At 70.9% G+C, this 22,280-nt stretch carries 20 protein-coding genes and 2 pseudogenes; 13 read left to right on the plus strand and 9 right to left on the minus strand.

Annotation, left to right across the window (positions count from 1 at the left end; genetic code table 11):
* Positions 1 to 121 precede the first annotated feature (121 nt).
* The gene (locus A6A29_RS35600; protein ID WP_073726966.1) at positions 122 to 781 is read left to right on the plus strand and encodes a peptidoglycan-binding protein; all 660 of its coding nucleotides are present in this window, start codon (positions 122 to 124) and stop codon (positions 779 to 781) included.
* A gap of 211 nt (positions 782 to 992) precedes the next feature.
* Here the strand turns inward: A6A29_RS35600 and A6A29_RS35605 are convergent, their stop codons facing one another.
* Complete coding sequence (locus A6A29_RS35605) at positions 993 to 1,526, minus strand: hypothetical protein (RefSeq protein ID WP_073726968.1); 534 nt, start codon at positions 1,524 to 1,526, stop codon at positions 993 to 995.
* Positions 1,527 to 1,715: 189 nt separating this feature from the next.
* On the opposite strand from A6A29_RS35605, the pseudogene A6A29_RS35610 reads away from it, so the two are divergent.
* Positions 1,716 to 2,009 (plus strand): annotated as a pseudogene (locus tag A6A29_RS35610) (DUF4158 domain-containing protein); the annotation flags it as partial.
* Position 2,010: 1 nt separating this feature from the next.
* Here A6A29_RS35610 and A6A29_RS35615 read toward each other — a convergent pair.
* On the minus strand, positions 2,011 to 2,622 hold the full coding sequence (locus A6A29_RS35615; protein ID WP_073726970.1) for a TetR/AcrR family transcriptional regulator: 612 nt from the start codon (positions 2,620 to 2,622) through the stop codon (positions 2,011 to 2,013).
* A 144-nt stretch (positions 2,623 to 2,766) separates the two neighbouring features.
* Between A6A29_RS35615 and A6A29_RS35620 the strand changes: the two genes are divergently transcribed.
* The 4 genes from A6A29_RS35620 (at position 2,767) to A6A29_RS35635 (ending at position 5,594) form a co-directional block, all read left to right on the plus strand.
* Positions 2,767 to 3,501 (plus strand): SDR family NAD(P)-dependent oxidoreductase, encoded by a 735-nt coding sequence (locus A6A29_RS35620; RefSeq protein ID WP_073726972.1) that lies wholly within the window; start codon positions 2,767 to 2,769, stop codon positions 3,499 to 3,501.
* Positions 3,502 to 3,533: 32 nt separating this feature from the next.
* A complete protein-coding gene (locus A6A29_RS35625; RefSeq protein ID WP_073726974.1) occupies positions 3,534 to 4,157 on the plus strand; it encodes an NADPH-dependent F420 reductase in 624 nt (207 codons plus the stop codon).
* Between the two features lie 286 nt (positions 4,158 to 4,443).
* Positions 4,444 to 4,773, plus strand: a complete 330-nt coding sequence (locus A6A29_RS47215) for a hypothetical protein (RefSeq protein ID WP_241838772.1) — start codon at positions 4,444 to 4,446, stop codon at positions 4,771 to 4,773.
* Positions 4,774 to 4,982: 209 nt separating this feature from the next.
* The gene (locus tag A6A29_RS35635) at positions 4,983 to 5,594 is read left to right on the plus strand and encodes a YceI family protein (RefSeq protein ID WP_073726976.1); all 612 of its coding nucleotides are present in this window, start codon (positions 4,983 to 4,985) and stop codon (positions 5,592 to 5,594) included.
* Between the two features lie 249 nt (positions 5,595 to 5,843).
* On the opposite strand, the gene A6A29_RS35640 is transcribed toward A6A29_RS35635, so the two are convergent.
* Positions 5,844 to 6,860: a LacI family DNA-binding transcriptional regulator gene (locus A6A29_RS35640; protein WP_073726978.1), complete on the minus strand. Its 1,017-nt coding sequence runs from the start codon at positions 6,858 to 6,860 to the stop codon at positions 5,844 to 5,846.
* 255 nt (positions 6,861 to 7,115) lie between these two features.
* On the opposite strand from A6A29_RS35640, the gene A6A29_RS35645 reads away from it, so the two are divergent.
* Positions 7,116 to 10,586, plus strand: a complete 3,471-nt coding sequence (locus A6A29_RS35645) for a glycosyl hydrolase (protein ID WP_143197138.1) — start codon at positions 7,116 to 7,118, stop codon at positions 10,584 to 10,586.
* 139 nt (positions 10,587 to 10,725) lie between these two features.
* On the plus strand, positions 10,726 to 12,402 hold the full coding sequence (locus A6A29_RS35650) for a cellulase family glycosylhydrolase (RefSeq protein WP_073726982.1): 1,677 nt from the start codon (positions 10,726 to 10,728) through the stop codon (positions 12,400 to 12,402).
* A 115-nt stretch (positions 12,403 to 12,517) separates the two neighbouring features.
* Here A6A29_RS35650 and A6A29_RS35655 read toward each other — a convergent pair whose 3' ends face one another.
* Complete coding sequence (locus tag A6A29_RS35655) at positions 12,518 to 13,486, minus strand: NAD(P)/FAD-dependent oxidoreductase (protein WP_073726984.1); 969 nt, start codon at positions 13,484 to 13,486, stop codon at positions 12,518 to 12,520.
* A 194-nt stretch (positions 13,487 to 13,680) separates the two neighbouring features.
* Between A6A29_RS35655 and A6A29_RS35660 the strand changes: the two genes are divergently transcribed.
* A complete protein-coding gene (locus tag A6A29_RS35660) occupies positions 13,681 to 14,307 on the plus strand; it encodes a TetR/AcrR family transcriptional regulator (protein WP_073727380.1) in 627 nt (208 codons plus the stop codon).
* Positions 14,308 to 14,336: 29 nt separating this feature from the next.
* Here A6A29_RS35660 and A6A29_RS35665 read toward each other — a convergent pair.
* The 3 genes and pseudogenes from A6A29_RS35665 to A6A29_RS35675 all read right to left on the minus strand — a co-directional run.
* Positions 14,337 to 14,744 (minus strand): annotated as a pseudogene (locus tag A6A29_RS35665) (ATP-binding protein); the annotation flags it as partial.
* Positions 14,745 to 14,895: 151 nt separating this feature from the next.
* Positions 14,896 to 15,786, minus strand: a complete 891-nt coding sequence (locus tag A6A29_RS35670) for an NAD(P)-dependent oxidoreductase (RefSeq protein WP_073726986.1) — start codon at positions 15,784 to 15,786, stop codon at positions 14,896 to 14,898.
* A 101-nt stretch (positions 15,787 to 15,887) separates the two neighbouring features.
* On the minus strand, positions 15,888 to 16,340 hold the full coding sequence (locus tag A6A29_RS35675) for a winged helix-turn-helix transcriptional regulator (RefSeq protein ID WP_073727384.1): 453 nt from the start codon (positions 16,338 to 16,340) through the stop codon (positions 15,888 to 15,890).
* A gap of 96 nt (positions 16,341 to 16,436) precedes the next feature.
* On the opposite strand from A6A29_RS35675, the gene A6A29_RS35680 reads away from it, so the two are divergent.
* The 3 genes from A6A29_RS35680 (at position 16,437) to A6A29_RS35690 (ending at position 18,890) form a co-directional block, all read left to right on the plus strand.
* On the plus strand, positions 16,437 to 17,675 hold the full coding sequence (locus A6A29_RS35680) for an MFS transporter (protein ID WP_079183157.1): 1,239 nt from the start codon (positions 16,437 to 16,439) through the stop codon (positions 17,673 to 17,675).
* A 127-nt stretch (positions 17,676 to 17,802) separates the two neighbouring features.
* Entirely contained in the window at positions 17,803 to 18,624 is an 822-nt protein-coding gene (locus A6A29_RS35685) for a helix-turn-helix domain-containing protein (protein WP_073726988.1), read from the plus strand.
* The gene (locus tag A6A29_RS35690) at positions 18,621 to 18,890 is read left to right on the plus strand and encodes a DUF397 domain-containing protein (RefSeq protein ID WP_073726990.1); all 270 of its coding nucleotides are present in this window, start codon (positions 18,621 to 18,623) and stop codon (positions 18,888 to 18,890) included. The genes A6A29_RS35685 and A6A29_RS35690 overlap by 4 nt, the downstream gene beginning before the upstream one ends.
* A gap of 84 nt (positions 18,891 to 18,974) precedes the next feature.
* Here A6A29_RS35690 and A6A29_RS35695 read toward each other — a convergent pair whose 3' ends face one another.
* A complete protein-coding gene (locus A6A29_RS35695) occupies positions 18,975 to 19,790 on the minus strand; it encodes a S1 family peptidase (RefSeq protein ID WP_073726992.1) in 816 nt (271 codons plus the stop codon).
* A gap of 270 nt (positions 19,791 to 20,060) precedes the next feature.
* On the opposite strand from A6A29_RS35695, the gene A6A29_RS35700 reads away from it, so the two are divergent.
* Complete coding sequence (locus tag A6A29_RS35700) at positions 20,061 to 20,687, plus strand: hypothetical protein (RefSeq protein WP_143197139.1); 627 nt, start codon at positions 20,061 to 20,063, stop codon at positions 20,685 to 20,687.
* Between the two features lie 184 nt (positions 20,688 to 20,871).
* Here A6A29_RS35700 and A6A29_RS35705 read toward each other — a convergent pair whose 3' ends face one another.
* Positions 20,872 to 22,239, minus strand: coding sequence for a hypothetical protein (locus tag A6A29_RS35705; protein WP_073726996.1), 1,368 nt, complete (start codon positions 22,237 to 22,239; stop codon positions 20,872 to 20,874).
* Positions 22,240 to 22,280 lie beyond the last annotated feature (41 nt).

Genomic DNA, 22,280 nt, shown 5'->3' on the forward strand with positions numbered 1-22,280 from the left:
TCCCTGCCATTGGTCCGACCGCTGAAAGAACACCCGGCAGGCAATGGGGGTGCCGGTTTTGCCAACTTCCCTTTTATGCAACAGTCTTGACTTTGGATTCGGATACGCGACACCGTGCGGTATGCGAAAGAACTCAACCCCCCACCGCATGCTCGTATGTCTGGCCGCAGCCGGAATTCTGCTCTCCCTGCCGGCCACCGCCCACGCGGCATCCACCCCCGACCCCGCCCCCCACGGCCTGCGCGCTTTCCAGGCGAACCACGGACTCCGCCCCACCGGTTCCATGGACGCCGTCACCGCCCGACTGCTCGACGCGGCTCCGGACAGTGAATTGCGTACGGTCTTCACCGCGCCGTCCGACCTCGGCCCCGAAGAGCTCGCCAACGCCCGCACGGTCATCGGCGTCGGAAAGGGCGCACAGATACCGGAACAGGGTCAGGTCATCGCCCTGATGACGGCCATGCAGGAATCGAAGTTCGTCAACTACACGGTTCCCGTCGACCATGACTCGCTGGGCATCTTCCAGCAGCGGCCCAGCACCGGCTGGGGCACTCCGGAGCAGATCACGGATGTCGCCACGTCGTCCAAGTCCTTCTACGGGGTGGCGCCGTTCGGCAACAACCCCGGACTGATCCAGATCACCGGCTGGGAGTCCATGGCTCCCGGTGACGTGTGCCAGGCGGTGCAGCGTTCCGCGTATCCCGACCGGTACGCGCAGTGGGAGCAGTTCGCCCGCGACCTGCTCGCGCAGGAGGGCCCCACGGTCGACCCGATCCCCTGACGAGGCGTTACGCCTCCATAGACGCGGGTGCCCCCGTCCGGCGGGACGGGGGCACTCGTATGTTCGCGGGGCCCGCGGTCGGTGGTTCACGGTCGCCGGGCCCGCCGGTCCGCGGCCGGCTGTTGCGGGATGACCCGTGGCCGGTGGTTCCCGGATGGTCCGTGGCCGGCCGTTGCGGGGATGCCCGGTCAACCGTTCCCGGGGTCCGCGGTCAGCAGCCGCCGCAGTTGTAGAACGTCACGTCCCAGTGGTTGCCCTCGTCCGCGTAGATGTTGCCGGAGCCGGACTGGTACTGGGGTGCACCGTCGCCGCGCACACCGATGTAGGTGAAGACGCCCGTGACGTAGTTGGTGACGCAGCTGCTCTTGGCGAAGTCGAGCTTGTAGCCGTTCCAGTGGGAGTACGTACCGCCGGCGTGCCCGGTCTCGGTGCCGCCGGTGATGTTGAGCGCGCAGCCCGTGGCGCTCTTCAGCGTCTGGGCGCCCTGGGCGGTCGCCTGGTTCAGCTGGTCGAACGACGTGCACGTGGGGACGTTCCGGTCGGAGCAGCCGCCCGAGGACGACCAGGTGACCCCGGACGAGGAGAAGCGTGAGGCCGCCTGGGAGTGGGTCAGCTTGGTGTCGGCGTGCGCCTCGGTGGCGCCGCCGCCGAGGGCGCCGATGCCGGGGGCGAAGAGTGCGCCGAGGACGAGGGCCAGGGCGGTGAGGGCGGAACGGAGTCTCGGGCGGGTCGCCTGGGTCACCATGGGGGGATTCCTCCTGCTCATGACAATTTGTGGGGTGCACGGCCACGCGGAAGACACGTACCGGCAGGGAGATAGTGCCCGAGCTCTACGCGCGTCCGCCAGAGGGTGGCGTGTTGCTATGTGGTGAACCGGGGCTTGGGGAACATCGGTACAGCGGTTGGCGCCGAGAACGATCTTGAGCAGTGAGCGGTGAACTTCGACCAGGCCGAGGCGTACGGAAAATTCGTCGAGGAGCCGACGCGCCCGGAGTTGGAGCGCTTCTTCTTCCTGGACGACGTGGACCGCGACCTGATCGCGCTGCGGCGTACGCGGTACCACCAACTGGGCTTCGCTCCGCAGATATGCCCGGTGCGCTACATCGGCAGGCTCCTGCCGGACGATCCGCTGGGCGTGCCGTGGCCGGTGGTGGAGCACCTGGCCGAGCAGCTCGGCATCAAGGACGTCTCGGAAAGCCCGGATGGGTGTAGCTCTCGCTACACCCAAGTCAGCTTGACACTCCCTCCCGTCGCCGGTCATCGCCGGCTGTGGCGGGGATGGCGGTGGCGATGAGGACGGCGGCGATGGCGGCGGCGATGGGGAAGGCGTCGGCGTCGAGGACCCGGGTGCGGGCCGCGGCGCCGTCGATGAGCAGCGCGAGCTGCTCGCCGAGCTGTTCAGGGTCGGCGGCACCGGCTTCGCGGGCGGTGTCGGCGAGCCGCGCGGCGACGGCTTTCTTGTAGTCGCGTGCGTACTGGGATGCGGGGTGTTGGGGGTCGTGGAGTTCGACGGCGGCGGCGATGTAGGGGCACAGGGGGGTGGTGGGGGGGATGTCGAAGGCGGCGAGGAGCCGTTCGCGGGGCGTGAGGTCGGCGCGGTCGAACACACCGGACAGAACGGCGGGGTCGAACCGGCGCAGGTACTCGGCGACGAGTTCGTCCTTGCCGGTGAAGTGCTGGTAGGCCGTTCGCTTGGACACCTCGGCCGCCGCGCAGAGCTGGTCCATGCCGGTGCGGTTGATGCCCTGCTCGCGGAACAGTTGCTGGGCCGCGCTGATGATGCGCTCGCGAGCGCCCCGGCCGCGGCGGCGGCCCGTGGGGCCCTTCTCCAACTCTGTCATGGGCCCAGCGTACCGCAGCCGGGTAACGACCGGTGTACATAGATTGCGCCCCGGCCGCCCGCCGCGTACGTTAAGCACACAAGGCGGTGTACTTAGCGCCGTCGCCCCAGGCACACACGGCACCACCGACCCAAGGGAATGACTATGGGAAAGCTCGACGGCAAGGTCGCGGTCATCACCGGCGGCACCACCGGCATGGCGCTGGCCGGTGCGAAGCTGTTCGTCGACGAGGGAGCGCACGTCTTCATCACCGGCCGCCGCCAGGACGCCCTGGACGCGGCCGTGAAGCAGATCGGCCGCAACGTCACCGGCGTCCAGGGTGACGCCGCCGACCTGGACGACCTGGACCGCCTGTACGACACCGTCAAGCGGGAGAAGGGCAGCCTCGACGTGCTGTGGGCCAGCGCCGGCGGGGGCGAGCCCGCCCCGCTCGGTGAGATCACCGAGGCCCAGTTCGACACCTGGTTCGGGCTCAACGCCCGCGGCACCCTGTTCACCGTCCAAAAGGCCCTCCCGCTCTTCAATGACGGCGGCTCCATCCTCATGACCGGCTCCAACGCCTCCCTCGGCGCCTTCCCCGGCTGGAGCGTCTACGCCGGCAGCAAGGCCGTCCAGCAGGCCTGGGCCCGCGTCTGGCTCAACGAACTCAAGGACCGCCGCATCCGCGTCAACGTCCTGACCCCCGGCCAGGTCGCCACCGCCAAGCAGGCAGAACTCTTCGACGAGGCCACCAAGCGCCAGTTCGAGTCCCTCATCCCCCGCGGCCAGATGGGCCGCCCCGACGAGATCGCCACCGCCGCCCTCTTCCTCGCCTCCGACGACTCCAGCTATGTCAACGGCATGGAACTCGTCGCCGACGGCGGCACCACCGCCATCTGAACCGGACAACCACAACCAGGACAGGACATCTCGTGAGCAGCATCAGCATCATCGGCACCGGGAACATGGCCCGCACCATCGGCGCACGGGCGATAGCGGGCGGCAACACCGTCGAGGTCATGGGCCGCGATCAGCCCAAGGCCGCCGACCTGGCCAAAACTCTCGGCGGCGGCACCACGACGGGAGAATGGGGCACCGCCCCGGCCGGGGACATCGTCATCGTGGCCCTGCTGTACGACGGCGTCGTGCCGGTCGTCGCCCAGTACGGAGACGCTCTCGCGGGCAAGGTCATCATCGACATCAGCAATCCCTTCAACTCCACGTTCGATGGGCTGGCCCACCGCGAGGAGACCTCGATCGCGCAGGAAGTCGCCAAGGCCGCCCCGGCAAGCGCCAGCGTGGTGAAGGCGTTCAACACCGTCTTCCGCCATGTCCTGGAGAAGGGTCGGCCCGACGTCTTCATCGCCGGCGACAGCACGCAGGCCAAGGCAAGCGTGGAAGCGTTCATCAAAAGCCTCGGGATGCGCCCGCTGGACGTCGGCGGCCTGAAAATGGCGCACTGGCTGGAAGGAGCGGGCGTGGTCACGGTGGGCCTCGCCAACCACGGGGTGGGGAACTTGGACTTCGCCCTCAGCATCACCGAGCTTCCCGTCTGAGTTGACGGTTGCCGGATCACCGAAAGGACTCGCCACGTGAGGCCGTGGCGAGGTCTGTTCTGTCGGCGACCCCACTCGTGATCGTTCACGCCGGTCCGAGGCGTCTTGTAAGGCGGCAAAAGCGGCGACGTCCAGGCAGCCGGGCGGGGGCGACACCTTCGCCCGGCAAAACGAGACCGAGCGGGAAAACATCCAAGAGTCGACCCTCGAAGGACTCGACGCGGCGGCCCGCAAGGGCAAGCACTGCGGCCGCCCGCCCGTCATCACCGAAGACATGCTGCACACCGTGCTCCGACGCCGTGCGAACGGCGAGTCGGTCGAGCAGATCCAGCCCGATCTGATCATCCTGACCGGCAAGCGCAAAGGTCAGGCCCCCAGCGTCGCGAGCAACTACCGCGCGCTCGCCGAGCACGAGAAGCCGGAGTCATACCCCGAGGCCGTCGCCCAGGCGCACGCCGACTTCGCCGACCTCCAGGACGTCGACGACATCCGTCGCCCCCGCCGGTTCCGTATCCGACGCCCCGGCGACCCGCCCACAGCCGACGAAGTCGATCTCCGCCGCCGGCTCCAGACCCAGCCTCACCCGAGCTCGGAGATCGCCACTCAGGCACCATGATCGTTCTCCGCGCCAACCGCTGTACCAATGCCCCCAAGCCCGTGAACATCGCGATGCGCGGGCCGCCCACGCGCACGCGGCCCCGCCCATACAGGGACCATAAAGGTTGAACTTTGAACTAGATTCCTCTACAGTCAATCTCGTTGAAGGTTAAACAACGCCGCCGACATCTTTCACCGTCGCTCGATCACGTCCCCCGAGGAGGAGCCATGGCTCTGTTCAACCGCAAGTCCACCACCGCCCCGTCCGCCACCGAGACCCCCGCGGTTGACCCTGCACTGGCCGCCCTGTCCGGCGACTACACGATCGACCCGGCCCACAGCAGCATCGGCTTCACCGTGCGTCACGCGATGGTCACCAACGTGCGTGGCACCTTCGTCGAGCATGAGGGCGCCCTGAAGCTGGACGGTGCCGACCCCGCGAACTCCGCCGCCTCGATCGACGTGAAGATCGCCAGCGTCAACACCGGTATCGCCGACCGCGACGGCCACCTGGTCAGCGGCGACTTCTTCGACGCCGAGAAGTTCCCCCTCATGACGTTCCGCTCCACGGGGGCGGCGCAGCTGGGCGGCGACAAGTACCGGGTGACCGGCGACCTGACCATCAAGGACGTCACGCGCCCGCTCGCCATCGACCTGGAGTTCAACGGCTCCGCCACGGACGTCTACGGCAACGAGCGCGTCGGCTTCGAGGGCAGCGCGGACATCCTCCGCTCCGACTGGGGCCTGACCTGGAACGCGGCGCTGGAGACCGGCGGCGTGATGGTGGCCGACAAGGTCAAGCTGAACTTCGACATCTCCGCGATCAAGGCCGCCGCCTGATCCTCCGCACACGCACCCGCACGGGCGGCCCCGCACCCATCCACACCGATGGGAACGGGGCCGCCCGGCGGCGTACCGGGCCCACCCCCGGACCCCACCACTCGCCCCGGACCCCACCACTCGCCCCGGACCTCGCCGCTCGGCCCCCACCGCCCGGCCCGCACCTCCGGACCCCGCCGTTCCGAGCCACCGCGCGGCCCGCGCCCCCGGACCCCACCGTTCGGACCCCGGCAACGGACCTCGCCGGGGTCAGTCCCCCGGCCGGCCGCCGCCCGTCGTCGCGCCGACCACCAGCTCACACGGGTGGGCATGCAGCCCGGGGTCGTCGCGCCCGTCGGCCACCTGGGCCGCCGCGGCGGCACCCAGACCGGCCAGCCCGGTGTCGACGGTGGTCAGGTGCCGTGTGCCCTGGCCGCTGATCACGGTCTCCCAGTTGTCCACCCCGACCAGCGCGACATCGTCCGGGACGCGCCTGCCGGCCTCCAGCAGGACGGACTCCACGCCGAGCGCGATCTGGTCGTTGCCGCAGAAGACGGCATCGAACGGGGTGCCGGATTCGATCAGCCGACGGCAGGCCGCAACCCCCGAGGCCCGGCTCCAGTCGCCCCGGAGCGTGTCGCCCGCGGCGGACAGCCCCGCCTCGGCCAGCGTGGTGAGCAGACCCCGTTCACGTCCGGCCGCCGCGGCGTCGTGGTGCTCGGCGGTGATGTGCGCGATGCGCCGCCTGCCGAGGGACAGCAGATGCTCACCGGCCAGCCGCCCCGCCATCTCGCTGTCCGGTACGTAGCAGGAGTCGGCCGCACGGTCGGTGAGGCCGTGCGCGTACACCACCGGAACGGTGAAGTCACCCGTGACGGAACGCAGTTGGGCCTGGAACCCGTCGCCCAGGACCAGCAGGCCGTCGACCCGGCGGGCCAGCAGCCTGCGGACACTCTCGGCCATCGCGTCCGGGTCGAAGCCGGTGTCGTAGAGCAGGCAGGCCTGTTCCCGGCCGCCCAGGTGCGCCACCGCCCCGACCAGCACCGGTTCGGTGAACGCGCCCCGCGCGTTGTACGCGAGGATGCCGATCGTGCGGCTGCGCCCCAGCGCGAACGACTGGGCCAGCGCATTGGGGCGGAAGTCCAGGCGGAGGGCGACCTCCGCGATACGGGCGCGGGTCGCCGCGGAGATCCGCCCGCCGCCGTTCAGCGCCCTCGACGCGGTCGAGAGCGACACTCCGGCGACCGCCGCGACATCGCTCAACGTGACACTGCTCCGTTCCGACATGGCAGCAGCCTACCGACCTGCGCAACTGCTTGTGCGGAGCCGTCGATTGCCGCGCAAACCCTTGACAGCGGCAGGCACCCGGATCAGTCTGTGCCGCGATGAGCAACCGCTTGCGCACATCCCGGAATGCGGTTCGGCGCCCCCCCCTCGGCGACCGTGCGCAGCGGCCCCGTGCGCGACGATCAGGGAGTTCCCGCCATGCGACTTCGACCACGGCAACGGCAACGGCAACGGCAGAGACCGCAGCGTCGGCTGATGGGTACGGCAATGGCGGTGACGCTGCCCCTGCTGCTCGGCCTCCTCGCCCCCGGCTCCGGCCCCGCCTTCGCCTCCGCCACGGGTACGGCCACGGGCACGGGAACAGCCACGGGCACGGGCAGGGGCAACGGCGCCGTCTCCGACTCGGCCACAGCCGTGTTCGGCCGCACGCTGGAGACCGGCCGCGCCACCGTCGACGCCTCCCCCGGCAGCGACGAGCCGAGCGCCAACGTCAGGACCTACGGCGACCGGGACTGCTGGGAGATCGGGCCGGGCCGCCCCAACCAGTACCTCAACGTCACCCTGGACGCCGGTCTGAAGCACGGCGGCAAGAACTTCGCGGGCGTCGACATCGAGTACTTCGACGGCCCGGACGCCAAGTTCGCCCTGGTCTACGACGCCGCCTCGAACCCCTGGCGCACTTCGCGGATCATCAACACCACCGGCACCAACGTCTGGAAGACCGCGCACTTCTACCTCCCGGACGGGGCGTTCACCGGCGGCCAGCACGGCCGTGACATGCGCATCGCCACCTGGGCGCAGGACATGGGCTCCAGCGGCAAACCGGTCTGCTTCGCCCGCTACGCCCTCGCCCCCTCCCCCGTCGACACCGACGACGTCCAGGTGGAGGTGACCACCCCGGGCAACCTCTTCGACCCGGGCGAGAAGGCCACCTTCGGGGTCCTCGCCACCCGCGACCGCGCCGTCCCCTGGAGCGTCCGCGACTACCGGGGCCGCACCGTGGGCGGCGGCAGTGCCGCCATCGACCCCGCCACCGGCAAGGGTTCGGTGGACGCCGGTGAACTTCCGCTCGGCTACTACACGTTGACGCTGCGGGGCAGCGCCGCCGACGGCGCCCCCGTCTCCCGTACCGCGGGCTTCGCCGTGCAGCACCCCGGCCCTGACCCGAAGCGGACCACCGACTCCTTCTTCGGTGTCAACCACCACCACCGCTCCGCCCCGGACGACGCCTGGGACGACTCCACCGCGCTCGCCGCTCGGGCCGGCATCGACGCCCTGCGGGTCGACTCCACCTACTGGGGCTCCATCGAACGGCCCAAGGGCACGTACCAGTGGCCCGCGGCCACCGAGCGCGTCACCGCGGACTTCGGCGCACGCGGCCAGAACGGTCTGATGCTGCTGGGCCTGGGCAACGGCGACTACGGCGGCATCCCCAGCACCCCCGAGGCGTACGAAGCGTTCGGCAGGTACTCCGGGAAGGTCGCCGAGCAGGCCGGGGGCCGCATCGAGTCGCTGGAGGTCTGGAACGAGTACTACGGCGGCTTCTCCAGCGGAGTGTGCTCGCAGAGCGCGAAGTGCTACGCCAAGCTGCTCGCCGCCGCGTACCCGGCGGTCAAGGCCGCCGACCCGAAGATCACCCTGGTCGGCGCCTCGTCCTTCAAGGTGCCGCTCGACTGGTTCGAGGAGCTGTTCAGCCTCGGCGCGCTGAAACACATGGACGCGGTGTCCATCCACCCCTACCGCGCGCCCGGTGCCCCCGAGGGCGTCGCACTCGACATCGCGGGCCTGAAGCGGCTGATGCGCCAGTACAACGACGGCAAGGAGCTCCCGATCTGGATCACCGAGCAGGGCTGGACCTCGGCCGACCGGGACGGCATCGGCGTCAGCGAGCAGACCCAGGCGCAGGCCACCGCCCGCGCCCTGCTGGAGGCCAAGGCCGCGGGCGTCGCCCGTTACTACTGGTACGACCTGATCAACGACGGCAACGGGCCCAGCAACGGGGAGCACAACTTCGGTCTGCTGCGCCGCAGCGGGCCCGAGGCCACCGGGCTCAATCCGAAGCCCGCCTACCTCGCCTACGCGACCGCCGCCCGTGAGCTCACCGAGGCGACGTTCAGCGGACGGCTGCGCACCGGCGACGCCGGCCTGCACGCGTACCGCTTCGCCTCCGCGCCCGGCTCGCCCGGCGCGGGCTCGACGACCACGGTGCTGTGGAGCAGCGACCGCACCGGCAAACCGGTCCGGATACGGGCCACGAAGCCGGTCACGGTGGTGGACATGCTCGGCGGCGAGCGGGTGCTGGAGCCGGTGGGTGGCTGGGTCCATCTGACGGCCACCGGCGACCCGCTCTATCTGCGGGCCCCGGTGAGCAGGGTCGAGAAGTCGCCGTTGCTGTCGCTGTCCACGCCGCGCGACATCGCGGCGGGCGCCGACGTTCCGGTGACCGCGACCGTCGACAACCGTGCGGCGGGCGGCCACGGCGGCACGTCGGCCCGGCGCACCGCCGTCTTCGAGGTCGAGGGCGAGCGGGTCACCGTCACGGCGGCCCCCGGCCGGCGCGCGAGTGCCGTGCTGAAGGTCCCGGCCGGAGCGACACCCGGCAGCCGCGGCCTTGCGGCCGCCGTGACCGTGGACGGTAAGCGGGCCGGAGCGCTCGCGGCCGGGACCGAGGTGGTCGCGGAGCCGGTGACGGTCGATGTGGCACCGGACATGTCGGTGACGCACGGCAGCCGCACCGACCGGCTCGCGGTGACCGTCACCAACCACTCGCCGGACAGTCCGGTCACGGTGACCGGCATCGACTGGTCCTTCGGCGACCGCACCGGACGGATCGCGGGCGCGGGAACCGGCAGCACGGAGGCCGGAAGCGGGAGCGCCGGAAGCACAGGAAGCGGAGGCACGGAGGCCGGAAGCCAGGCCGCCGGACGCGCGGGCGGCGGAAGCGACAAGCACCGCGTCCCGCCGCTTGGCAGCCGCACCTTCCGTACGGAGGTCGACGGGGCGTCCGCCTACGCCGTGCAGCCGGTGGCGGTGACAGCGCGGCTCGCGGACGGGCGGACCGCCCGCGACAGCGACTCCTTCGGCTTCAGCCCGGTCACCCGGGCCACCCCGCGCCTGGTGGGCGGAAAGCTCACCGGTCTGCGGGGCGTCCCGAAGGTGGACCTGTCCGAGGTCGGCTCGTACAAGGGGATCGACGCCTCCGCCGCCGACGGCGACATGTGGGCGACCTGGGACGACAAGAACCTCTATGTGTCCGCCGTGGTCCGGGAGAAGGACTACCGGGCTCCGGAGAAGGTGGCCTGGCTGCCCGCCGGTGACAGCATCGGCATCGGCGTACAGCCCGGAAAGCCCGGCGACGGGCTGGGCCGCTGGGGCGCCGACTGGTACATGCTCTACGCCGGTGACACCACGCGGGAGGGACCGGGGGTCTTCGTCGAGTCCCTGCCGAAGGACTACCCGGTGGGCGCCGTGGACGGTGCGGACGTCCGGGTGTCCCGCGACGCGGCGGCCGGGACGACGACCTATCTCGTCGCGGTGCCGTGGAAGCGGATCGCTCCGCTGTCGCCCGCCGACCCGTCGTTCTCGCTCACGCTCACGGTCAACAAGAACGACGGTGTGCAGCGGGACAAGTACCGCTCGCTCGGTCTGCGCGGCTGGCAGACCTGGGGCGACGGGCTCAACAACTGGAAGCTCGTGCGCTATCAGCAGGTGCGGCTGACCCGCTGACGGCTGTCGGGTGGCCGGTGGCGCGCCGCACACGGCTGCCCCCGGTCACCCGCCGCCCACCACCGGCCGACCGGCCACCCACCACCGATCCCGTCACCCCACTCGCCAGCAGGCACGACCACCCGGAGGGCGACTCTCCATGACCGGCATCCCGATCGGACCCCCCGCCACCTCCCATCCCCGGCATCGGCCCCTGCCCCTGCCCCTCGCGCTCACCCTGGTGCTCGCACTCGCGCTCTCCCTGCTCGTGGGGCTCCCCTCGTCCGCCCCCGCCGCAACGCACACCCTGACCGTCACTTCCCCGAGCCTGATCTTCCAACGGGGCCAGGGCACCGTGGAGTTCGGCTCGTCCGCCGCATCCGTCTCCTGGTCCGTCACCGACGAGCGGGGCACCCGGGTCCGCAGCGGCACCAGCTGGCTCTCCGGGGGCAGGGCCGCCCTGTCCGTCGCCGATCTCGCGCCCGGCTATTTCGAGCTCGCCCTGCACGCGGGCTCCGCCACCGACCCGACCGATCTGCGGACCTCGTTCGCCGTCATCGAGCAGGTGCCGGACAGCGCGGTCGGACCGTCGTCCCCGTTCGGCGCGGCCGTGCACCTCACGCGCACCGGCTGGGGCACGCAGGTGCTGGACGAGGCTCGGAAGGCGGGCATCTCGCACATCCGCGAGGACGCCTGGTGGGACCGGTTCGAGACCGCGAAGGGCACGTACACCTATCCGGCGGCCTTCTCCGCCGGGATCGCACGCGCCCGTGCGCTGGGCATCACCCCCCTGATCATCGCCAACGGCGCCAACCCGCTGTACGACAAGGGGGTGACCCCCAGCACCCCCGAAGGCCTCGCCGCCTTCGGGAAGTTCGCCGCGGAGCTCCTGAAGCACTACGGCGAGAACAACGTCGAGGTGCTCAACGAGTACAACGGCACGACCTTCAACAAGAGCGCGTGCGGGCGGACCGCCGCGTGCTACCTGGATGTGCTCACCGGCGTCAACAATGCCGTGAAGGCCGTGAACCCGCAGGCCACGGTGGTCGGACCGGCCACCATCGGCATCGCCAACTGCACGCCCGCCACCGGCCCCAAGTGCTTCGCACCGGATCTGATCGACCGCGGCGGTCTCCAGCAGATGGACGCCTACAGCGTCCACCCGTACCACTACCCGGGCGGCCCGGAGTGGATGGCGGGGACCGGCGACACCATCGCGGGCCTGCGTCAGCGGATTCGTGACGCCAACGGCGGCGAGGACAAGCCGATCGTCCTCAGCGAGATGGGCTGGCCCACCGACACCGGGCACGGCACCAGCGAACTCCAGCAGGCCGACAACCTGATCCGGCTCTACGCGGTCGGCCTGGCCAACGGCGTGAGCCGGGTCTACTGGTACGACCTGGTCAACGACGGCAACGACCCCGCCAACAAGGAGCACAACTTCGGCATGCTCCGGCAGCCGGTCACCGCCACCGCCGCGAACCCGGTGTCCGTCGCCGCCAACGCCCCGAAACCGGCCCTGGTCGCCCAGGCAGTGACCGCGCGGATGATCGGCGGCAGGACCTACTCCGGCGACGACGGGCTGACCGCACCGGCCCGCTCGGCCCGGTTCACCGGCGGCGGCACGACCACCCGGGTGGTGTGGGCGACCACGGCCCGCGACCTGGTCGTCTCGGCGACCGGCCCGGTGACGCTGGTCGACTCCTGGGGGCGCAGCTCCGTGCGGCAGCCGACGGGCGGCAGCTTCACACTGTCGGCCGGTACGTCGCCGGTCTTCGTCCAGGGCCCGGTCACCGGGATCACCGGGATCACCGGGATCACCGGGATCACCAGGTAACGGCACCCGCCCGCGCACAGCGGCGCGGGCGGTACGAGGGGGGTGGGGGCGGCCGTGCGGGCGGCCGGCCCCCTGCCGCAGGAAGTGGCCGAGCGGGCGGTCGGCCCCCTGCCGCCTACCGTGCCCGGCGCGCCTCGACCGCGAGCCGGGTGTCGTCGGCGATCAGCTCGGCGTTGATCGCGATGGCCGCCCGCAGTCCCGCGTTGGCCGCGCCGATCACCTGCTCCATCAGGTTGGTGACGTTGCCTGCCGCCCGGACACCGGGGACCTCCGTCGCCCCCGTCGGGTCGACCGCGATGTACGAACCGATCACGCTCCCGGCCGTCTCCTGCACGACCGGGACCAGCCCCAGGCTCTCCAGTACGGTGGATCGGGCGGTGAAACGGGCCTGGACCACCAGGGCCTCGCGCGGGACCACCCGGCCCCCGGCCAGCCGGATTCCGGTGAGCCGGTCCTCCGTGATCTCCAGGCCGGTCACCTCGCCGTCGACCACGGCGATCCCCCGCGCGGCGAGCTGCTCGTACTCCTCGTCGGTGGGCTCGGGACCGGTGTGGCGGAAGAGGGTGACGTCCTCGCTCCACTGCCGCCACATCAGCGCCTGGTGCACGGCGAGCGGTCCGGTCGACAGCACGCCGATCGGGCGGTCCCCGACTTCCCAGCCGTGGCAGTACGGGCAGTGCAGCACCTCACGCCCCCACCGTTCGGCCAGTCCGGGCACCGGCGGCAGCTCGTCGACGAGACCCGTCGTCACGAGCAGCCGACGGGCCACGACGGCGGAACCGTCCTCCGCCACCACCCGGAAACCCTCGTCCCCCGGCAGCCGCTCGGCCGATACGACGCCGCCCCCGACGATCTCGCCCCCGTACCCGGCCACCTCGTCGCGGCCGATCGCCAGCAGCTCCGAAGGCGCGATGCCCTCACGGCCGAGGTAGTTGTGCGCATGGGCCGCGGGTGCGTTGCGCGGCTCACCCTTGTCGATCACCAGCACCGAACGCCGGGCCCGCGACAGCGCGAGAGCCCCGCCCAGTCCGGCCGCCCCGCCGCCGACGACCACCACGTCGTACCGCTGCTTCTTGTTGTTCATCCGAAACACCTCCTGTTACGGGAGAGAGTGCGCGCAGCACTGCCGGAACGACAAGTTTGATTGCCATTCCGGCAAACACCCGAAACGGATCGGAAGCGGATCGGACGCGGCTCCAATGCGGACGGCGGGCAGACCGGGGGCGGGCCGGGGCGCGAGCCCGCCGCCGGAACGAGGCGGTGCGTACGATCGGAGTCATGACAGCCCCAGTACGCGGACGGATCGACAAGCGGCAGGCGATCCTGGAAGGCGCGTTCACCGTCTTCGCCCGCCGGGGTTACGACCAGGCGGGGGTCCAGGAGATCGCCGACGAGGCGGGCGTGGCCAAGCCCACGGTGTACAACCACCTCCACGACAAGGCCACGCTCTTCCGCCACGCCATGGAGACCGAGTCGCAGGTCGCCCTGGGCAAGCGCCTCGCCGCGCTCGAACCGCTGCTGGAGCCGGGGGACGACCTGCGCGCCACCCTGGAGTCGGTGGCGCTCGAACTGCTCAGGCTCCACTGCGACGACCGGGCCTGCGCCCTGCGGCGGCTGCTGCACTCGGAGATCGCCCGGTTCCCCGAGACCCTCGACATCGTCAGCGCGAGCGGACCCCACCGCATCAACGAGGCCCTGGCCGACCGGATGGCCCGGCTGATGCTGAGCGGGCGGCTGCGCTCCACGGACCCCGACCTGGCCGCCGAGCAGTTCATGGCGCTGCTGACCGGCTCGACGGAGGCCCGGTCCCGGATGGGTACGCGCACCATCGGCGAGGACGAGCTGCGGAGCGTGGCGCACGCCTCTGTCGACACCTTCCTCCGGGCGTGCGCACCGGCCGGCTGATCACCGGCCAGCGGCCATCGGCCGCGCGGCAGGGCGAACTCGCACCACACCACCTTGCCCGGGTTCCGCTCCCCCACCCCCCACCGGTCGGCCACGGCGGCCACCAGCAGCAGCCCCCGCCCGCCCTCGGCGTCCGGCCCCGGCGCGCCGGCCGCCGCACAGACCTCGCCGTCACCGCTGTCGTGCAGCTCGACGCGGATCAGCCCGTCGACGCGCTCCAGGTAGAGGTGGACCCGGAAACCGCGACCGGGCGGCACACCGTGCAGCAGCGCGTTGGTGGCGAGTTCGCTCACGCAGAGCACCACATCGTCGGCACGGTCCTCGCACGCCCAGTCGACCAGCGCCTCGCGGGCGAACTTCCGTACGGAAGGGATGGACCGGCGCTCACGGCGGTAGAACGCTTCACGGAAGTACGGGAGTTGAGTTGGCTCGTTCATGCCGCCAAGGTCACACAACGTCACCGGCCCGGATCAGTGAGTCAGGTCGTACAACGGATCCGTACGACTCCTGACGGGTCGACCGACGATTCGGAACGGCGAGAGCCGACCACTCGCGCACTGCCCCCGCCCCCGCCGCCTCCCGCCCCGGTCAGTCGGTCCGCGTCTCGTCGAAGCTCGCGAAATAGGCGGCGGCCATGTCTTCGCCGCCGTGACCCTGGGCCGCCGCACGGGCGAAGCGTTCGGCGCTCGCTTCGGCCACGTCGAGGCGGATGCCGTGCTGCTGCCCGGCACGGACGATCAGCCGGGCGTCCTTCTCGGCGGTGGAGACCGCGAACGACGCCGGTGACAGCCGGCCCTCCAGGACGAGCGCGGACTTGGCGCGCAGATAGCCCATGTCGAGCGGACCGCCCTCGATGAGACCGAAGAAGCTCTCCGGATCCACGCCGAGGACCTTGGACAGGGCCAGGACCTCACCGGCCGCGCTGGTGGCGGCGAGGACCCAGCTGTTGGCCACGAGCTTGAGTCGGGTGGCGCTGCCCTCCGCACCGTCCTCACCGGTCCACACGGTACGGGCGCCGACGGCGTCGAACACGGGTGTCACGGCATCACGGCTTCCGGCCGGTCCGGCGGCCAGGACGACCAACTGCCCGGCCTCCGCGGGCTCCCGGGTTCCGAGAACGGGTGCGTCGAAGAAGACCAGCCCCTGTTCCCGGGCATGGTCGGCCAGCTCGCGCACGGCCTCGACCCCGGCGGTCGTGGACTGCACCCAGGCGGCGCCGGGCCGGAGCGCGGGCGCGGCCCGGCGCACGACGTCAAGAGCGGCGGGGCCGTCGTGGAGCATGGTGAGGACGACATCGGCACCCTCGACGGCGTCGGCGGGGGTGTCGGCGATGTACGCGCCGTCGGCGGCCAGCGGTTCGGCCTTGGCCCGGGTGCGGTTCCACGCGCGGACGGCGTGTCCGGAGCGGGTGAGGTTACGGGCCATCGCGGCCCCCATGATCCCGGTACCCAGGACGCTCACGGTGAGGTGATCGGTCATGACGTCGGTCGCCTGCCTTCTGCCGGTGCGGTGGGGTGCGCGTGCATCTTCACCCCTCGCGACCGCTGTCGCGACCCGGCGGCCCGTCGCTCCGCCCCCGCTCACCGGGCGGCGAGCTTGTGGACGGTGGTGTCGTCGGGGCTCAGCAGCCGCCCGTCCTCCGACCGGACCTCCAGTGGGCGAAGGCGGCTCCCCTGCTGCCGGTCGACCAGCTCCGAGTGCGGTTCGCCGGGCGCGAAGAAGCTCTGTTCGCCCCATTGCCGCAGCGCCACGATGACGGGGAAGAGAGACTTCCCCTTCGGGGTCAGCACGTACTCGCGGTAGGCGCTGCCGTCGGAGGCGGGGACGGATTCGAGGACACCACCGGCGACCAGGGAGCGCAGGCGCGTGGTGAGGATGTTCTTCGCCACGCCCAGGCTGCGCTGGAACTCCCCGAAGCGGCGGCTTCCGTCGAAGGCGTCCCGCACGATCAGCAGGGACCACCAGTCACCGATCGCGTCGACCGAGCGCGCGACGGGACAGTCGCTGTCATCGAAGCGCGTCCTGTTCACCATGTCGTCCTCCATCCTCATGCCGGTTGCAACATGCTACCAAAATAGTTACCGTCCTCACTGGTAGCAAGATGAAACCAGTCGTACGGAGGGTTCCGCATGGTCGGCAACAGTGAGGCCGTGACACCACGGACCGCGGCGCGGAGCGGGGGTGTCACCGGGTACGCCCTGTCCCGTGGCGTGGTCATGCTGTTCGCCGTCGCGTGCGGTACCGCGGTGGCCAACGTCTACTTCGCCCAGCCACTCCTGGTGACGCTGGGCCATGACCTCGCGATGAGCCCGGCCCTCATCGGCAGCGTCGTCACACTCACGCACATCGGATACGGGCTGGGGCTGTTCTTCCTCGTGCCCTTGGGGGACGTGGCCGACCGCCGACGGATCATCGTGGTCCAACTGCTGCTCCTGGTCGGGGCGCTGGCCGTGGTCGCCACCGCCGGGACAGCAGGGATCCTGCTCGCAGGCATGGCCGCGGTGGGGCTGCTCGCGGTGGTCACACAGACGCTGGTGGTCTTCGCCGCGTCACTGGCCCCGCCCGACCGGCGCGGACGTGTCGTCGGCCTGGTGACCAGCGGCGTCGTCATCGGCATCCTGCTCGCCCGCACCGTGTCCGGCCTCCTGGCCGACCTCGCGGGCTGGCGCTCCGTCTACCTCGCATCGGCGGTGCTCATCGCGGTACTCGCCCTGGTCCTGCACCGGGTGCTGCCGCGCCACGGCGACGTACTGCCGACGGCTTCCCTGCGTTACGGGCAGCTGCTGCGCTCCACGGTGACCCTGTTCGCGCGGGAACGGCTCCTCCGGCTCCGGGCCGTGTTCGGGCTGCTGATCTTCGCCGCGTTCAGCACCCTGTGGAGCAGCGTCGCGCTGCCGCTCAGCGAGGCCCCGTACTCCATGTCCCACACCGCGATCGGCGCGTTCGGGCTGGTCGGAGCCGTGGGCGCGCTCGCCGCGACGGCGGCGGGCCGCCTGAACGACCGGGGGCTCTCCCGGCGGACCACAGGCATCGGCCTGGCACTGCTCGCCGCTTCGTGGCTGCCCCTGGCCTTCACCCGCAGCTCGCTCTGGGCGCTGGTCATCGGCGTGATCGTCCTCGACCTGGCCGTACAGGCGGTCCATGTCACCAACCAGACCCTGATCTACGCCCTGCACCCGGACGCGGGCGGGCGGCTGATCGGCGGATACATGATCTTCTACGCGATCGGCAGCGCCGCCGGCGCCATCGCCGCGACCTCCCTGTACGCGGCGGCCGGCTGGGGAGCCGTATGCGCACTGGGCGCCGGGATCAGCGGCCTCGCGTTCCTGCTGTGGGCACTCACGCGGCACACGGAGTACGGGAGTTGAGTTGGCTCATTCCGGCCGCCACGGTCACCCAAAGTCACTAGCGTGAATCAGTGCGCAGGAGGTCGTACAACGGATCTGTACGACCTCTGACGGGTCATCCGGGGTTCGAAATGGGGAGAGCCAGTCCATGCACTCGGCAAAGAGCAACAAGCGGATCACGTCCTGGCATCTGATCGGCGTCCAGCTGGCGACGTTCCGTAAAGCGGCCGGATACACCCAGGCGACCCTGGCGGAAGCATGCCGCGTGGGTGAGGACACGATCGCCTCGATCGAGCAGGGACGCAGGCAACTGCAGATGGACTTCGCCGTCCTGCTGGACGAACTGCTGGACACCAAGGGGGTGTTGCAGGTAGCCGTGGCGAAGATCCCCAAGAAGGAGCGTTACCCGGCATTCGTCCAGGACCTCGTGGAGTACGAGCAGGACGCGGTGACACTGCTCTCGTACGAGAATCAGGTGGTGCCCGGCCTGCTCCAGACCGAGGAGTACGCCCGGTTCATCTTCTCCTGCCTCTATCCGCCGGTCGAAGAGTCGGAGCAGGAGGAATGGGTGACTGCCCGGCTCGACCGGCAGAAGCTCCTCGAACGCAAACCGCGCCCGATGCTGCACTTCATCCTGGAGGAGAGCATGCTGCGCAGCCGGATCGGTGACCCCGCCATACTGCGGCGGCAGATGCAGCACCTGCGCCGCTGCATGGAACTGCCCTTCCTGGGGCTCCAGATCATGCCGATGGAGCTGCCCAAGCACGCGGGGCTCGCGGGGCCCATGGTGCTGCTGGAGACCCCTGATCACGACTACTACTCTTACGTCGAGGGGCAGCTCACCAGCTTCCTGCATGTGGATCCGGACGACGTCAGCGTGCTCCAACAGAAATATGGGATGCTGCGTTCGCAGGCGCTATCCATTGAGCTGAGCATGCGCCTCCTGGACGAACTGCTTGGAGAGACATGACCCGCGCAGCACACCCGGACCCCCGCCCCGCCACGCTCGACTGGTTCAAGTCCAGCTACAGCAGCGACCAAGGTGGGGCCTGCGTCGAAGTCGCCTACGACTGGCGCAAGTCCAGTTACAGCAGCGACCAGGGCGGCAACTGCGTCGAGGTGGCCGCGCACCCGGCCGCCGTGCACATCCGCGACTCCAAGGTCGCCGACGGACCGGTCCTCACCGTTCCCCCCACCGCCTGGGACGCGTTCATCAGCAGCGCCACCGTCCAGTAGACGCGGGCCGTGGCGCGCTGACGGAACGCATCCCGACCGCCGTATCAGGGGCGACCCCCCGATACGGTCGGCGGCTGCCGGGGGTCAGACGTTGCGCTTGATGGTCTTGCTGATCCAGTCCGCGTAGGCGGGCACGTTGCTGTAGAGACCCGGCCCGTCCGAGCACGCGACGTTCGGGGCGCCGGGGCCCGATGTGGCCCCCACCAGCTCCCAGCGTCCGTGTCGGCCCTTCTGGAGCTGCGGCCCCCCGGAGTCCCCGAAGCACGCCATGGCCTTGGGCACGCGGCTGATCGTGCACAACCGGGTCCGGTCCGCGTAGCCGGGGGCGCACTCGGCTTCGGAGCCCCTGCGCGTACCGAGTTCCTGCAGCCGCTCCGCGAACTTCATCTCGGTGTCGACGGTGGTGCCGAATCCCAGGAGCCGGGTCGGGGTGCCCGGCCGCGCGGCCCGCTCGGCGATACGGATGGGCTTCTCGGCGACCGGGCGGTCGAGGCGGACGAGCGCGACGTCATCCTTGTTGGCGGCCGTCACACCGCCGTTCACATAACCGGGATGGACGACCGTCCGCTCGATGGCCCGGACGGTTCCCCCGGACTTCCGGTGCGCGCTGCCGATCCGGACGATGCCGTCCAGCTCAAGGCCGTCCCCCTGGACGCAGTGGGCCGCCGTCAGTACCCACTGCCGGTCGATGAGCGACGCCCCGCACGTACCGTCGTACAGCCCGTGTTCCGGGGCCGACTCCGGGATCGTCGCCATGAACGGGTAGCGCTCGGTGGAATCGTCACCGTTGACGATCGCTCCGGCACTGCCGGTCATCAGGGTGGCGCAGGCAGCGACGGCGAGCGCACCGACGGCAGTGGTGCGCACCGCGCGGCGGCGCACCGACTTCAAGCTGAACACAGAGGGTTCCTTTCCCTCGGAAATCCGGACATGTTCAGCCTGCGTGTTGGCGCTCTGCCGGACCATCCGGCCAGCAGGTCCGAGCATGGTGGAGCCTGCACCCCGTCCCGCTCGGCGGCCCCACTCGCCGACGACCGCCCTGGACCGGCCCTCGGCCCCGACTCCGTTCAGGGCGCGGCCAGTTCATCAATTTGCCCATGAACCGACCACGCATCGCGAGGTCCGCTAGCCTGCCCCCGGAGCGCATCGGCCGGGGTCGAGGGGGGCGTCATGACACGTACACGTCGGGTCAGCGGGAACATGGTCCTGGTCGTGGCGGCCCTGTCCGCAGTCCTGGCCGGCTGCGGTGGCGACGGCTCGTCCGACGGATCGGCACCCTCGCCCTCCCCCGAACGCACCGCGGGACCCGGCACCTACGCACCGCCCGACCGCCTGTGCGACCTGGTCGACTTCAGCGAACTCGCCACCGCCGTAGCCCCCTTCGCGAGCGCGGCCCAGGGACGCGAGACCGGGGGCGATCCCTCGGTGTCCAGCGGCTCCGAGTGCAAGCAATCGCTCAGCAACGGCACAACGGTGCACGCACGCGCCGTCGCCCGGTGCAGCGCCTGGAAGGACATCGGCAAGGCGATCGGCATGCACCGGCACGTCAGGGAAACCGCCGAGGTCGCGGACTCCTCCCTGACCGACGTCAAGGGACTCGGGAACCAGGCGTACCGCTATGTCTCCTCCGAGGACGGCCCCTGGAAGGCCGACCTCCGTCTGATCGTCCGGGACAGCAATCTCGACTGCGAGTTCCACACCCAGAGCGGGCATCCGATGAACGCGCAGGACCTGGACATCACCTTCGCAGCCATGGAAGCCACCGCCAAGAACCTCCTGCCGAAGCTCCGGCCCTGAGCCTGCTCGGGCAGAGGGCAGCTACGACCGGCGCCTCTCGGTCGTGCCGTTCCCGAGCGAGGAGATCGCGGCGTACGCCCGGCAGGGGTTCACGGGGTTGAAGCGGGAGCAGGCCCGGCTGCTGGGACGGCGTCTCGCTCGCTGACCGACTTCGTTGGCCGGGCCGCAACCCCACCGGCAGGGCTCAGAACCCGCCGCCGCCGTCGAACCCTCCCCCGCCTCCGCCGTCCCCGAAGCCGCCGCCGCCGAAGCCGGAGGAGTCGAAGTCCGAGCCGGAGAAGTCGCCGCCGCTCCAGTCGCCGCCGCCTCCGCCGAAGTCACCGCCTCCGTACTCCCCCGCGTACGCCGGGGTGGCGAGCATGGAGCCGAGCATCGTGCCGACCAGCAGGCCGGGGAGCAGGCCGCCGCCGAAGTAGCCGCCCGCCCAGGGGCCGTAGGCCGGGCCCGCCTCCCAGTACGGGCGGCGGCGGCCGTCGCCGACGTCGACCGTGCGGCTCATCGGGTCCTCGCCCTCGCGCAGCCGGACCTCGTCCGCACCGCAGACGGGGACCTCGCGGGCCGCGCCGCCGGACGGGGTCCACAGCACGTCGGCGACCGAGGGGCCGTGGCGCGGGTCGAAGAAGCACGGCGGGCGGCGGGCCGGGACCGGTTTGCCCGTGCGGCGGGCCTCCAGTACGGCGAGGGAGTAGCGGCCGTCCTCCAGGGACTGGGTGACCGGGCGCACGTCCGAGGGGTGCTGGGCGTGCTCCATCTTCGTCTTGGCGCTCTCGTAGGAGTCGAGGGCGCGTTCGTAGTCGGCACGCACCGTGTCGTCCGCGCCCTTCTCCGCCGGATGGAAGTCGAGCCGCTCCAGGGTCTCGCCGTACGCGGTGATGTCCTCGTCCACGACGACCCGGAGCTTGTCGAGCGCCGCCCGTTCCTCTTCCTCCTTGCGGCGCCGGTTGCGGCGGACGACCGCGTATGCGCCCGCGCCGCCCACCACGGCGATCGCGCCGAGAGCGATGAGGCCGGTCGAGGGGGATCCGCCGCTGTCCGAGCTGCCGCCGGACCAGGAGGCGGGGGCGCTGCCCCGGGCCTGCTCGACGGCACGGTCGACGAAGGCGTTCAGCTGGGCGGCGGTGCCGGTGTCGGTGGCCGGTGTCTTCACGGCGTCGGTGAGATTCACGACCGCGCGGGTCGGCATGACCTGCGGGTCCGCTCCCGCGTTGAAGCCGTTGCCGAGACGTACGGCGTACACGCCGGTGATGCCGGTGTCCGCGCGCAGGGTCTGGAGCAGATCCTGCGCGGGGAAGGCGGAGGTGGCGGGGAGGACGGCCACGAGCACCGGCTTGTCGGCGTCCGTGATCTTCTTCTCCAGGGCCTTTTCCTGGGCGGCCGAGAGCTGGTCGCGGGCGCCCGGGTCCACATAGACCGGATCTTTCCGCAGGGCCTGTGCGGCGTCGTTGAGGGTCGCGGCGGGGGCGGCGGACGCGGCCGGGGCAAGAGCGAGGGCCACGGCTGCGAATATGAGCAGCAGGCCCGCCATGAGCGTGGAAAAAAGCCTTTTCCTCATACTTCACGCTACTCCAGACAGGCAACCTCCTCCAGGCGGGC

The sequence above is a fragment of the Streptomyces sp. TSRI0281 genome (assembly GCF_001905125.1).
Classification (GTDB): Bacteria; Actinomycetota; Actinomycetes; order Streptomycetales; family Streptomycetaceae; genus Streptomyces.